We start from the raw sequence: 13407 nt of genomic DNA on the forward strand, positions 1-13407 counted from the left end.
AGACGCGTAGCAAAACGATTGTGCTTGCACGGCCGAACGAGCCATTTGCGGGAGCGATGGCGCTCGCCCGGATTCTGCTGGCGCTCGCCTTCCTCCTCGCGCTGCTTTTTTCCATTCCCGCGCGCGCCGAAGGCGCCAATATCCAGGCCTCCGAACAGGACGGCTATGGCCGGCTCATCGTCACCTTCGACGACCCGCCGGAGGTTACTGCGAAGATCGCCAACGGCATCATCGTCGTCTCGTTCTCCAAACCGGCCGACTTCTCGGCCGAACAGATTCAACCCGGCCTCTCGACCTTCGTGTCGAGCGCACGCCGCGATCCCGACGGCATGGGCATTCGTCTTGCCCTGTCGCGGGCGGTGAAGATCAACCCCGTCGAAGCCGGCGAAAAGTTCTTCCTCGACATCATGCCGGAGAACTGGAAGGGCATGCCGCCCGCGCTGCCCGCCGAAGTCATCGCCGATCTGACCAAACGCGCGCTCGATGCCGAGCGGATCAAGAAGGAACTCGCCCGCGCCCAGACGCTGCCGCCCGCGACCATGCAGGTCTCCGCGGGCAGCAATGACAGCCGTATCCGCGTCACCTTCTCGTTCAGCGACAAGATCGAGGTCCGTTTCAAGAACGAAGGCCGCCGCGGCGTATTGACGGTGCCGGGCAATACCGTGTTCGACCTCGCCGAGGCGCGCGCCGCGCTGCCGCCCGAAATCACCGAATTTTCCGGCGTTACCGTCGGCAACGCGCTGGTCGTGAAATTTGCGGCTCCCGAGGGCCAGGAACTGCGCGGCTCGCAGGAAGAGAACGCCTTCGTCATCGATATCGCAGCACCCGGCTCTTTCGAACCGCGCGCTTCGGTCGCTCCGCCTCCCCAGGAAGACAAGAAATTCGGCGAGATCGCCGAGATCGGCGGCGCGATCGAGGAGCATGACGGCGACTTCGCGCAAGACGCCGTTCTCATTCCGCCGGCCGACATTTCGAAACCCTCTATCGCTCTCGAGAAGAGCCCAGAAGTCGGGCCGGCTACGGCCACGGGACCGCACGACGCAAAGCCCGCAGCTGCGGAAGCCGCCAAAACTGCGCCCGAGCTTGCGACGCAATCGCCGGAGCAGCACGCAGCAGAACTCGCCGCCAAGCAAAGCGCACACGCAGCAACGCCCGATGCGCCTCCGGCGAGCACCCAGACGCGGCGTCAGGGCCGCATCCAGACTTCAGAGCCCGCGGCCGATACCGCACACGCGCCGCAGCCGGCTGCGGTTGCACCCGCCGCTGCTGCGCCGGCTGCCACGCCTGCTCCCGCAAAACCTGTCGCAAACGTACGGGAAGCCATTCCGCCGGCGCCCGCTGAAACGCACGATCCGGCATCGCACGCCGCCGCCGAAGGACCGGTGCCGAGCGAGCCGTCGCATGGCCCAGAACTCGACGCGCCGATCCTGTCGAAAGCCGAACAGGCCCTGAAGGATTTCGCCGACAGCGCCGTCCGATACGGCGTGCAGCTGCAAACGAACGAAGGCACGCTGCAAATCGCTATTCCGTTTGAAAAACTGCCGCCGGCCGCCGCCTTCATTCGCGGCGCGAGCGTCTTTGCCGTGTTCGACGGCAATCCTGACGTCGATGTCGCAAAGATCGCCAGCGACAGCAACGGGCTGATCACGGCCGTGCGCAAAACGCAGACCGTCTCCGGCTCGGCTCTCGAAATGTCGCTCAGCCAGCCGCGTCTGGCCAGCCTCGCAAGTTCCGGCCAGACCTGGATCCTGTCGCTCAGCGATACGATCCTTGAGCCGACGCGCCCCATGCAGCTGATGCCGACCTTCAACAGCGACGGCCGCACCGCCCTGCAGGTCAAGACGGAAGGCGTCGGCCTTGTCCATCACGTCCCGGACGCGCAGGTCGGCGATGAGCTTCTCGTGGTGACGCTGAAGCCGCCGGCGCGCGGTCTCGTCCGCGAACGCGATTTCATCGAATTCGGCGCACTTGCGACCGCGCAAGGCCTCGCCTTCGAACCCCTCGCCGACGATCTTTCGGTCAAGACCGGCAGCGACAGCATCATGCTGACGCGCGACAAGGGCCTCACTCTGTCACTCGATGCCGAGCCTGCTGCGCTCGCGCCGATCCAGCTGAAGCCGGGCAGCCCCTTTGCGGCCGAGGCCTGGCGCAAGGCGCAGACCACCTCGCAAGAAGCCATCAACGATCTCGCACGGGCCGCAGCCGCCGCCCCGCCGGAGGGCCGCACGAAAGCGCGTCTTCAACTGGCGCGGCTCGAACTTGCCGGCGGCAACGCCGCCGAGACCAAGGGCATTCTCGATGTCGCGACCGCAGAATCGCCCAATCTCGCCGACGATCCGGATGTGAAGGTTTTGCGCGGCACCGCGCTTGTGATGCTGCGCCGCTTCGATGAGGCGGTAAAAGTTCTCGGCTCGGGCACGCTTTCCAACAATGGCGAAGCGGCGCTCTGGCGGATGATCGGGGAAGCAGGCCTTGGCCATCTCGGACTTGCCCGTGAAGCCTTCCGTGAAGGCGAGCCCGTGCTCGATGCGATGCCGCCCGATCTGCAGCGCATCTTCCGTCAGACCATGATCGAAGTCGCCGTCGCCGCCCAGGATTTCGCCACCGCCGCAACTCAGCTCGACGCCCTCGATACGCTCGGCGTGACGGACGGCTGGGCCGCGCGCGAAGTTATGCGTGGGCGTGTTGCCGAAGGCTTCGGCCAATCGGCGCTGGCGCTCGAGGCATATCGCCGGGCGATGGAATCCGGCAATGAGGAAGCGCGCGCCGAAGCGCGCCTGCACGCGATCAATCTCCGCTACAAGATGCAGGAGATCCAGCGCGCCGAAGCGATCAAGAACCTTGAAATGCTGACGACCGACTGGCGCGGCGACGGCATCGAGGCGGATGCGCTGGCGAGCCTCACCGAACTTTACCGCGCCGACGAACGCTGGCGCGATGCCTTCGCCACCATGCGCACGGCGATGACCTATCACGCCAACGAAACCTCGACCCGCGCCATTCAGGACGAGATGACGGCGGAGTTCGCCAAACTCTTCCTCGCGCAGGGTGCCGATGCGGCGCCGCCGACGCTCGAAAGCGTCGCGCTGTTCTACGACTTCAAGGAACTGACGCCGCCCGGCAAGAAGGGCGATGAACTGATCCGCAATCTCGCCGACCGTCTGGTCGAAGTGGATCTTCTCAGCCAGGCCGCCGATCTTCTGACCTATCAGGTCAAGAACCGCCTCACCGGCGCCCCGCGGGCCCAGGTGGCCGCCCATGCGGCGGCGATCGAACTCATGGACCGCAAACCGGGCCGCGCGCTGAACATGCTGCACGACACGCGCATTTCGGGCCTGCCGTCCGAGCTTGTCCGCAACCGCCTGATGCTCGAAGCGCGCGCCCTGTCCGAACTGCAGCGCCCCGATCTCGCGCTTGAAATGATCGCCGGCTATTCGGGCGATGACGTCAACCGCCTGCGCGCCGACATCCAATGGGCGGCAAAGCGCTGGCAATCGGCCGCCGAAGCTCTCGAACTGATGCTCGGCACAAGCTGGCGTGCTGCCGAGCCGCTCAGCGACGACACACGCAAGGACGTTCTGCGTGCCGCCATCGCCTATGCCCTCGCCGAAGACGATCTCGGCCTCGACCGGCTGCGCCAGAAATATTCCGGCAAGCTTGCCAGCACGCCGGACCAGGCGACGTTCGACATCGTCACCGCCCCCGCCGCAACGCGCGGCGCCGACTTCATCACGATCGCCAAGACGATTTCCGTCTCCGATACGCTAAAGTCCTTCCTCGACGATTATCGCAAGCGTTATCCGGAAAGCGCACCGCCGCAGGTGCGCACGAGCGACAAGCCGCAGGACAAGACGGCACAGCTCTAAGCGCCGCCCTTCCCTTCGAGCTTGCCCGCAATCTCAGCCAGCACACGCACCCAGCCAAGCTCCGCCCGGTCGCTGAAATCGGCCCAGATGGGCCGCATCTCGTGCACCAGAACGAGTACCGTCCCGCCGTTTTCCGCGCCAAGCTCCACCCGCACACGATCGAGCTCGGGTGAATAGTCGGGCATTCCGAAACTGAAGGTGATGTGGCCGGGCCGCGCGATCGTCCCGTAGCTGCCGACATGCGCAATCTCGGCCCCGTCGCGGTTTTCAACGACGCTGAAACGTCCACCCGGCCGCGCGTCGTTTTCGACGCGTACGATGTCCGCGCCTTCATGCCCGAACATCCACAGCCTTGGCCGCTCGGAGCCGAGAAACGCGTCGAACACCGCGGATGGCTTTTGCTTGAAACGCCGCACCACCCGGATCGTCAGCGGCGGTTCGCCGAGCAGTCTTTCATGCTCCTCCTGCGCCAGCGAAAAATGATGCCAGAACGGACGGCGCTCGCGCGACAGGATCGCGTCTTCGAGAAGAAGAAGATGCGTGAACCAGCCCGACGCAACGCGGATCATTTCCGGCCGGTCCTCAAGACGCCGATGCGTCAGGACAACAACGGTCCCGTCGCCGCGCGGCTCGATCTCGAACATCACTTCCGAATCCTGCCCCCAGCTGAAAGCAAGAAGGCGCGGCGCTTCGATGCGCGTGATGCGTCCGGCCTGGCGATGGCCTCCGCCATGCGTGGCATAGCGCGGCGGAATGTCTTCGAAAGGCGACAGCTCGTCGAAATACCAGATCAGATCGACAAGACCGTCTTTGCGCAGATCCATCTTGCCGGCGGCCCACCAGTCGCGGCGCTTTGAGCTTTCCGTCAGATAAGCCCAGATATCTTCGGCGCGTGCGGGATAAGCGCGCTCAAGCCGGACCACGCCGGGACGCGGGCTCGTCGCAAAACCCGTCAGGGCCTCGTTATGGGGAGACGGCGGGCGTGCCATGGGCGAAGTCTAGCGCCATGACACGTCACACGCGACAAAGATCGGCTTAACTCGCGAACTTCTTGATATATTCTTCGTGATACTCGGCGAACCGCTTCCAGAATGGCGGCGGCGTCACGCTGTTGGCCTTGGCCTCCAGCACATTCAGATGCGCATGCCAGCCCGCGGCAAGTTCCGCCAGGGTCGCGCGGTCTCGGATACCGCTATGGATAAGCGTCACCCTCACCTGCCCGTGCAGCGAGGTCAGAACGAAGGTCACTTTCGAATCCGGCCCGGCATCCGGCCATGTCAAAGCCAGCACACTCGGAAACCGGCTCTCCAAAACTTCGCCGCGCACCGTGAAGCCCTTGGGCGAGTCCTTGCCGGGCGGAGCGATCCCGGGATGCGGCGTCAGCTCGTCATGGCGGAAGATCATCTCATAGGAGCCGCCCTCCTTCAGATCCATCGGACCGGTCGCCAGCCAGCGGCCGCGGATCGTCGGATGCGTGAGAAAATCCCAGATGCGGCTGATCGGCCCCGGCATATGGCGCTCGAAGCGGATCGTATCGGAGGCGGTTTCGACAGCGAAATCTCTCATCGTCAGCCTAGCAAGCGTTGTGGAGCAAGGCTCAGATATAGATGCAGAACCCGCCGCTCAATATTGAAGCGCATAAGAAAAACGCCCGCGCAAGCGCGGGCGTTGAAACATGTCTTGCGCCGGGACCGGGCGATCACTCGTCGCGGTAGACGCGCTCGCGGCGCTCATGCCGCTCCTGGGCTTCGACCGAAAGCGTTGCGATCGGGCGGGCATCGAGGCGCTTGAGGGAGATCGGCTCGCCCGTCTCCTCGCAATAGCCGTAGGACCCGTCGTCAATACGCTTCAGCGCGGCATCGATCTTGGCGATCAGCTTGCGCTGCCGGTCGCGCGCCCGAAGCTCGATCGCGCGGTCCGTCTCGGAGGACGCGCGGTCCACGAGATCGGGATGATTCTGGTTCTCGTCTTGAAGATGTTCGAGCGTTTCTTTGCTTTCCTGAAGGATCTCATCCTTCCAGCGCAGAAGCTTGTCGCGAAAATACTCGCGCTGCCGCTCGTTCATGAACGTCTCGGCCTCGGTCGGCCGGTACTCCTGGACTACTTCCATCGCACCCGCACCCCGTTTTTGGGCTCCGCGAATCCCGCAATTCGGGAGAGCCCCCCTTTAAAATCGCGCGGAATATAGCCACGCGCGATGCCCGGGACAATCGATTTTAGGAATGGCGGAATTGCTTGAGAAATAAGAGGTTTTGCAGGGAGCCTGTGGACAAGGTCCCAATCAGGGCCGCCGCTGGAGCTTTGCCAGCTCGACTTGGGCCCTCAGCTCGATTTCGTCGAGAATCTGTTCCAGGGCCGGATCCTCGGTCGCTTCCCGGGCCGACCCGACTGCGGCATTGAGGCCGTCCAGGGCCGCAGGCGTCAGGGTGCCGTCGAGAACCCCGAGCTTCACGGCATCCAGGAGGTCAAGAATGGTGCGGCCGCGCTGGGTGGCCTTTTTGCGCCGTTCCACGGTCATATCGACCGATTGCAGGGCCAAAAGCGCGTCCAGCCCCGGCGCCGAGGCGGCGCTCGCCGGCTTCTGCAGCGGCGCTGACGTCTCCGTATCGGGCAGCGAGAAGCCAGAGCCCGACGACACGCGTCGCGCACCATAAGCACCCTGCCCGATCCGGTTCGGTCCTTCGACCCGCATGGCCTTTTCTCCTAGGGAATGGCCCTTGTGCGCAAGGCTGGACGAGAGCCCGTTAACTGCGCGTTAACAACCCGGCAAAATTTGCCGGATCGGCATTTTTAACCCTGTAAACAACCCATCCGGCGCCTCCCCCGAACGGATGATTATTCAATAAAATCAGTGATCTAGCGTCTCCGGCCGCGGGGGCACGCTTCTGGCATTGGATTGCCGGGGAGAACATTTTTATGCAGCGGTCCTTGTCCATTCTGATCCGGAACATGCTTCTCGCGGCGGGCGCCGCGGGCGTGATTCTTGCCGCCGCCCAGGCGCGCGCCGCCGAGCCTCCTTCGGCGACGACGCCCTCGCAACTGCCTCCCGCTCCCTTTGCCTATGGCTCCGATCCTTATGGACCGCGCGTCAGCATGATCGCGACCGCAGCTCCTTTGCCGCAGGCGCCCTATTGGGAAGGCAATGAATTTCAGGGCGGCGATGCCGGCGATGTCGGAACGACCTCCGCCCGCGTCAAAGATCTGATCGACATCGAAGGCGTCCGCGAAAACCAGCTTGTCGGTTACGGCCTCGTCGTCGGCCTCAACGGCACGGGCGACAGCCTCAACGCCTCGCCATTCACCCGCCAGTCGCTGACGGCCATGCTCGAGCGCATGGGTGTCAATACGCGCGGCGCAACGCTCCGCACCAAAAACGTCGCCGCCGTCATGGTGACGGCGAGCCTTCCGCCCTTCTCGACGCAGGGCACGCGCATCGACATCACCGTTTCGGCGATGGGCGATGCGACAAGCCTTCAGGGCGGCACGCTGCTTGTCACGCCGCTTCTCGGCGCCGACGGCGAAGTCTACGCGGTCGGCCAGGGCCCGGTCGCCGTTATCGGCTTCCAGGCCGAAGGCAATGCGGCGAAGATCGTTCGCGGCGTACCGACAACGGGCCGCATCTCGAACGGCGCCGTTGTCGAACGCGAAATCGAGTTCGCGCTGTCCGGAATGTCGACGGTGCGTCTTTCCCTCCGCAATCCCGATCTGACGACGGCGCGGCGCATCGCCAGCGCCATCAACACGCTTTTGGGCGGTGCGGCCTCCGAGCCGGTCGACCCCGCAACCGTGCAACTGACGATCCCGCCGAACTATCGCAGCAATATCGTGCGCCTGCTCACCGAAATCGAACAGCTGCGCGTGCAGCCGGATGTGGCGGCGAAGATCGTCATCGACGAACGCTCGGGCATTATCGTGATGGGCCGCGAAGTGCGCGTCGCAACCGTTGCAGTCGCCCAGGGCAATCTCACGGTGACGATCAGCGAAGAGCCGATCGTCAGCCAACCCACGGAATTCAGCGATGGACAGACGGTTGTCGTGCCGCGCACGACGGTCTCGGTCGATGACGAAAGCTATCGCCAGCTCGCGGTCGTCAAACAGGGCGTGACGCTTCAGGAACTCGTCGACGGACTGAACGCACTCGGCATCGGCCCGCGCGATCTCATCGGCATCCTTCAGGCGATCAAAGCGGCGGGCGCGCTGCAGGCCGAGATCGAGGTGATGTGATGGCATCCCTCCTCCCGACCGCCGATGCGTTTCACCAGCTTCCGGCCATCGACAACACGAAGCTTACCGCCAACGCGAAGCTTGCGGAAAAGGCAAAGCAGCAGGGCCAGGAATTCGAAAGCGTCTTCCTGTCGACGGTGCTTGCCCAGATGTTCGCAACCGTCGAAGGCGGCTCGGGCCCGCTCGGCGGCGAAGGCACCGGCGGCGACACCTGGCGGTCGTTCCTCACCGACGAATTTGCCAATGAAATCTCGAAAGCCGGCGGCATCGGCATCGCCGACCACGTCATGCGCGAAATTATCAGTATGCAGGAGCAGAACTCATGAGCACGAGAGGCGCCGTCATTCCGATGCCGACCCGCGATGAAGCCGGCCATATGGTCGACCGTATCGTCGAGACCGTCGAGCGGCTGAATTCGATCATGCAGCGCGAAACCGAACTCATCCGCGCCGCAAAGCTGAAGGAAGCCGGCAGCCTTGTCGAAGACAAGGCAACGCTTGCGGGCCTTTATCAGCGCGAGCTCGAAGCGGTGCGGGCTGCCGCTTCCGCCATCGGCCGCCTCGTTCCGGACCGCGCGGAGGTCCTGCGTCACCGTCTGGCGGGTCTTCAGGAAACACTGTCCGTCAATCTGGCCGTTGTAGGTACAGCGCGCGCCGTCGCCGAAGACATGATGCGCACGGTGGCCGATGAAGTTTCGCGCCAGCAGCGCCCGACGGTCTACGGCATGCAGGGCCAGATGGCGGCACCGAAAGCCGGCCCCGCTTCGATCAGCATTTCGCGCCGTTCGTAACGACGCGCCGCGGGTCTAAGGGAAATTACGGTCTGGCGCTCCGGCGCCAGCCCGACTAAACCGCCCGGCAACCTGGTAGGTTTGTGACAAGTTGAAGCTCTTAAGAAAGAGTTGATTCACTAGGCTTATTCAAGCTTCTTTTAGACGTTCCCTCCATTCTCGGTCACACCTGCCGAAAGGATTTCGGCGAAGGATCGAGAACGGAGCCAAGAACATGGACGCCGCGCTCTCATATAGAGCGATGTATCCGCAGCCACCGGCAATGCCGCGGGCTGAGGCGGCTATCCCCGTTCGCCATGCCATCCCCACCGATCTTCCCCAGCCCGATAAAAGCGTGCCGGCGCTCGTCGAACATTCGGCCCAGGACGGCACGGCCTCGCGGCCGCGCGCCAATGCCGAACTGCCGCGTCCTCTCTCGGACGAAGTGCTCCGCGAGATCGAGCGCGAAGTCGAGCACGAATTCGAGTTCAACAAGGAAGCGAAGACCCTTGTCTTCACCAAGCGCGACGGCGGCAACGGCCAGGTCCTGCAGCAGATCCCCGACGAGCGGCTGCTGAAGATCCGCGCCTATGTGGCCCAGACTCTGGACAAGCCGTCCGAGCCTCTCGTCGAGCGCGAAGCGTAAACGTCCTAACCTTGAGAGCCTCGAAATGCCGGGACGCCATGCCCGGCATTTTTATTTCAAGCCACGCGTTTTGAGGCCCTATTTCAAGGCGTATTCGATCCGATTAACGGCTCATTATTTACGGCAGCAACAGCCCTCAAGCCGTTAGAATTGTACGGATTTACTTAAGTCCCCAACAGAACCCGGCGTGGCAAAAAGCGGCGTGCTTCCAGAAGGCAGCACTTGTCTCTTGTTACCCTAGGAAAGGGGATCACATCATGGCTTCCAACATCACTCTTTCGGCCGGCGTGCGTCAGAACCTTCTGTCGCTTCAGAACACGGCCAACCTCATGTCGACGACCCAGAACCGCCTTGCCACCGGCAAGAAGGTCAACTCGGCCCTCGACAACCCGACCTCCTTCTTCACCGCCCAGTCGCTCCAGAGCCGCGCGTCCGATATGGCCTCGCTGCTCGACGGCATGACCTCGGGCGTGAAAACGCTTGAAGCCGCTGATAACGGCCTCTCCGCGATCACGAAGACGGTCGAAAGCATGCAGTCGACGCTGCGTCAGGCCCGTCAGGACAAATCGTTCAAGACGGAATCCTACACGCTCGGCGCCGGCCTCACCGCTGCCCAGGATATTTCGTTCGAGGGTGGCGCTGTCGGCACGACCCCGGTCTCGATCACTCTCGGCACGGCGGCTGTCGGCGCCACTCCGGCGACCGTTACAGGCGCTGGCGGCGGTGACTGGGATACCGGCACCACTGTCTTCGAAGCCACCAACGGCGGCGGCGAATACGATGGCGAGACCATCACGATCACGGCCGAAAACGGCGACACGGACAGCTACACGATCCAGGCCGGCGATACGGTCGCGGACATCGTGGCCGAGCTCTCCGACGGCGATTTCACCGTGACGGGCACGAACGTCGGCTTCAACTTCTCGCATGCCGGCGGCTCGGACTTCACCGTTACGACTTCGCTTCCGGCGCTTACGACCGCCGCTGGCGTCGGCACGACGGCAACCTCGGTCAACGGTGTCCCGGCTGTGGCTGCGGCGTCGAAATCGGTCGACACGCTCGTCTCCGAAATCAATGCCAACGTCTCGCTCCAGGGCAAAGTTCGCGCCTCGAACGACGGCGGCAAGCTCCGCATCGAGAACCTCTCGACGTCGGAACTGACGGTTACCGGCGTCAACTCGACGACCGGCACTGTCGACGGCAGCGCGGGCGAAGGCGAAGTCGGTGGCAACACCGTTCGCCAGAACCTCGTGAAGCAGTTCAACGAACTCCGCGACCAGCTCGACAAGCTGGCGGACGACGCGTCCTATAACGGCGTGAACCTCCTGCGCGGCGATAAGCTGAAGCTGACCTTCAACGAAACCGGCACCTCGACCATCGAGATCCAGGCCAAGGACGAAGCGGGCGAAGAGCGCGCGATCAACTCCACGACCCTGGGCATCGACACGGCCACGGACGCCGATTTCGACAACGATGCCGGCATTGACGGCATCCTCGACGGCATGAAAGACGCTCTGGGCGTTCTGCGCGCGCAGTCTTCGAGCTTCGGTTCGAACCTGTCGATCGTTGAAAACCGGACGGAATTCACGAAGTCGATGATCAACACCCTGCAGACCGGCGCCGACTCGCTGGTTCTGGCCGACACGAACGAGGAAGCGGCGAACATGCTCGCCCTTCAGACCCGCCAGCAGCTGTCTTCGACGGCTCTGTCGCTCGCTTCGCAGGCCGACCAGGCGGTTCTCCGCCTGTTCTGATCCCTTAACGGATCGTAAATACGGAAACGGCGGGCCTCGGCCCGCCGTTTCTTTTTGACCGAAACGCTAAATTTTTAAGCGGGTTCTGCCGATTAACTTAGCATTCAATCAAGCATGCCATGGTCCCACAACTTCCAGGAGGAAGTTGCTCTCAAACACCCAGAAAAGGGACCTTGTACATGGCTTCCAACATCACTCTCTCTGCAGGCGTTCGGCAGAATCTTCTGTCGCTGCAGAACACAGCCAGCCTCATGTCGACGACCCAGAATCGTCTTGCCACCGGCAAGAAGGTCAACTCGGCCCTCGACAACCCGACCTCCTTCTTCACTGCCCAGTCTCTCCAGAGCCGCGCCGGCGACATGTCCGCGCTTCTCGACAACATGACCTCGGGTATCAAGACTCTCGAAGCGGCCGACAACGGCCTCTCCGCGATCACGAAGACGGTCGAAAGCATGCAGTCGACGCTGCGCCAGGCCCGTCAGGACAAGTCCTTCAAGACCGAGTCCTACACGATCAACCTGGGCACCACTCCGGCCGGCACGGAAGAAATTTCGTTCCAGGGCGGTGCGGTCGGCACGACGGCTGTTGACGTTGCACTGACCGGCACGACCGGGGCGGCTGCCGCCACGGTCTCGACCGGCGCGTTTACGGCGATGGACTTCAACCCGGCGGCGGCTACCTCCGGTACGATTACGTCGGGTGCCTTCGGTTCTACGCTGACGTTCGACAACGCCGGCGACGAACTCGAAGTCGTTGTCGAAGTCAACGGCGTCAACCAGACGCTGACGATCGACGCTACGGCTGTCGCCGCTACGCTCGGCGTCGGTGTCACCACGATCACTGACGCGGACGAACTCGCGCAGGTCCTCGATGACCTCGCCACTGGTACGCTCAACGTTACCTCGACCGGTACGGCGGTGACTTTCACCTCGTCCACGACGGGTACGGGCTCCAGCATCGAGATCATCAGCGCGACCGCCACCAACGGCGGTGGTGCTAACACGATCACCAACACCTCGGGTATCGCCGTTGCCGCACAGAATACCGGTTCCGCAACAGGTACGGCACGGACGTTGTCGTTTGATATTGCCATTGACGGCGCTGTTACGCCGACGACGGTCACGATCAACGCGGCGGCGGTTGCTCTCGTGGGCGACAACGACAACATCATCGACACTGTGGCCGAACTTGCGTCGATCATCGACGCTCAGGTTGGCGCCGGTGCGACGATCGGGTCGACGGCCACTGCGGTGACCTTCACTTCGGCCACGACCGGTGTGACGTCGGAAATCGACATCTCGAACGTTGCGGTCGCCGGTAGCGGCGGCTTCACCAACACTTCGGGTCTCGCCACCGCCAACGACCTCGGCGCCGCCACTGGCGGTATCGCGGCCAAGACGGTCGACGAAATGGTGACGGCGATCAACGGCACGGCCGCGCTGGAAGGCAAGGTCCGTGCGTCGAACGACGGCGGCAAGCTCCGTATCGAGAACCTCTCGACCTCGGAACTGACGGTGACGGGTCTCGACGCCACCACCGGTGAACTCACCGGCGGCGTCGGCACCAGCGACATCGGCGGCAACACCGTTCGCACGAACCTCGTGAAGCAGTTCAACGAACTCCGCGACCAGCTCGACAAGCTGGCGGACGACGCGTCCTTCAACGGCGTGAACCTCCTGCGCGGCGACTTGCTGAAGCTGACCTTCAACGAAACCGGCACCTCGACCATCGAGATCCAGGCCAAGGACGAAGACGGCGAAGAACGCGCCATCAACTCCGCCACCCTGGGCATCGACACGGCCACGGATCCGGACTTCGACAGCGATGAAGGCATCGACGCCATCCTCGATGGCATGAAGGACGCTCTGGGCGTTCTGCGCGCGCAGTCTTCGAGCTTCGGTTCGAACCTGTCGATCGTTCAGAACCGCACGGAGTTCACCAAGTCGATGATCAACACCCTGCAGACCGGCGCCGACTCGCTGGTTCTGGCCGACACGAACGAGGAAGCGGCGAACATGCTCGCCCTTCAGACCCGCCAGCAGCTGTCTTCGACGGCTCTGTCGCTCGCTTCGCAGGCCGACCAGGCGGTTCTCCGCCTGTTCTGATCTGCAGAGATCGGTCCAAGACAGAAACGGCGGGCTTCGGCCC

Annotated in this window: 11 protein-coding genes; 7 read left to right on the top strand and 4 right to left on the bottom strand. The window is 63.4% G+C overall.

Features of this window, described 5'->3' with window-relative positions:
* Positions 1–56 precede the first annotated feature (56 nt).
* Positions 57–3866, top strand: a complete 3810-nt coding sequence (locus tag IZ6_RS11820; protein WP_222875251.1) for a tetratricopeptide repeat protein — start codon at positions 57–59, stop codon at positions 3864–3866.
* On the opposite strand, the gene IZ6_RS11825 is transcribed toward IZ6_RS11820, so the two are convergent.
* The 4 genes from IZ6_RS11825 to IZ6_RS11840 all read right to left on the bottom strand — a co-directional run bounded on the left by IZ6_RS11825 (position 3863) and on the right by IZ6_RS11840 (position 6558).
* Positions 3863–4855, bottom strand: coding sequence for an SRPBCC domain-containing protein (locus IZ6_RS11825; RefSeq protein WP_222875252.1), 993 nt, complete (start codon positions 4853–4855; stop codon positions 3863–3865). The two genes, IZ6_RS11820 and IZ6_RS11825, sit on opposite strands and share 4 nt — an antisense overlap.
* 46 nt (positions 4856–4901) lie before the next feature.
* Positions 4902–5432, bottom strand: a complete 531-nt coding sequence (locus tag IZ6_RS11830; RefSeq protein ID WP_222875253.1) for an SRPBCC family protein — start codon at positions 5430–5432, stop codon at positions 4902–4904.
* A 133-nt stretch (positions 5433–5565) separates the two neighbouring features.
* Positions 5566–5976 (bottom strand): RNA polymerase-binding protein DksA, encoded by a 411-nt coding sequence (gene dksA, locus IZ6_RS11835; RefSeq protein ID WP_222875254.1) that lies wholly within the window; start codon positions 5974–5976, stop codon positions 5566–5568.
* 171 nt (positions 5977–6147) lie between these two features.
* Complete coding sequence (locus IZ6_RS11840; RefSeq protein WP_222875255.1) at positions 6148–6558, bottom strand: flagellar assembly protein FliX; 411 nt, start codon at positions 6556–6558, stop codon at positions 6148–6150.
* A gap of 224 nt (positions 6559–6782) precedes the next feature.
* Between IZ6_RS11840 and IZ6_RS11845 the strand changes: the two genes are divergently transcribed.
* The 6 genes from IZ6_RS11845 (at position 6783) to IZ6_RS11870 (ending at position 13364) form a co-directional block, all read left to right on the top strand.
* A complete protein-coding gene (locus IZ6_RS11845) occupies positions 6783–8090 on the top strand; it encodes a flagellar basal body P-ring protein FlgI (protein ID WP_225873899.1) in 1308 nt (435 codons plus the stop codon).
* Positions 8090–8416, top strand: a complete 327-nt coding sequence (locus tag IZ6_RS11850; protein WP_222875256.1) for a rod-binding protein — start codon at positions 8090–8092, stop codon at positions 8414–8416. The genes IZ6_RS11845 and IZ6_RS11850 overlap by 1 nt, the downstream gene beginning before the upstream one ends.
* A complete protein-coding gene (locus IZ6_RS11855; RefSeq protein WP_222875257.1) occupies positions 8413–8880 on the top strand; it encodes a flagellar protein FlgN in 468 nt (155 codons plus the stop codon). The genes IZ6_RS11850 and IZ6_RS11855 overlap by 4 nt, the downstream gene beginning before the upstream one ends.
* Positions 8881–9094: 214 nt before the next feature.
* A complete protein-coding gene (locus tag IZ6_RS11860) occupies positions 9095–9505 on the top strand; it encodes a hypothetical protein (protein WP_222875258.1) in 411 nt (136 codons plus the stop codon).
* A gap of 257 nt (positions 9506–9762) precedes the next feature.
* A complete protein-coding gene (locus IZ6_RS11865; protein WP_225873900.1) occupies positions 9763–11259 on the top strand; it encodes a flagellin N-terminal helical domain-containing protein in 1497 nt (498 codons plus the stop codon).
* A gap of 179 nt (positions 11260–11438) precedes the next feature.
* Positions 11439–13364 (top strand): flagellin N-terminal helical domain-containing protein, encoded by a 1926-nt coding sequence (locus tag IZ6_RS11870; protein ID WP_222875259.1) that lies wholly within the window; start codon positions 11439–11441, stop codon positions 13362–13364.
* Positions 13365–13407 lie beyond the last annotated feature (43 nt).

Origin of the sequence: Terrihabitans soli (assembly GCF_014191545.1) — a bacterium.
Classification (GTDB): Bacteria; Pseudomonadota; Alphaproteobacteria; order Rhizobiales; family Methylopilaceae; genus Flaviflagellibacter; species Flaviflagellibacter soli.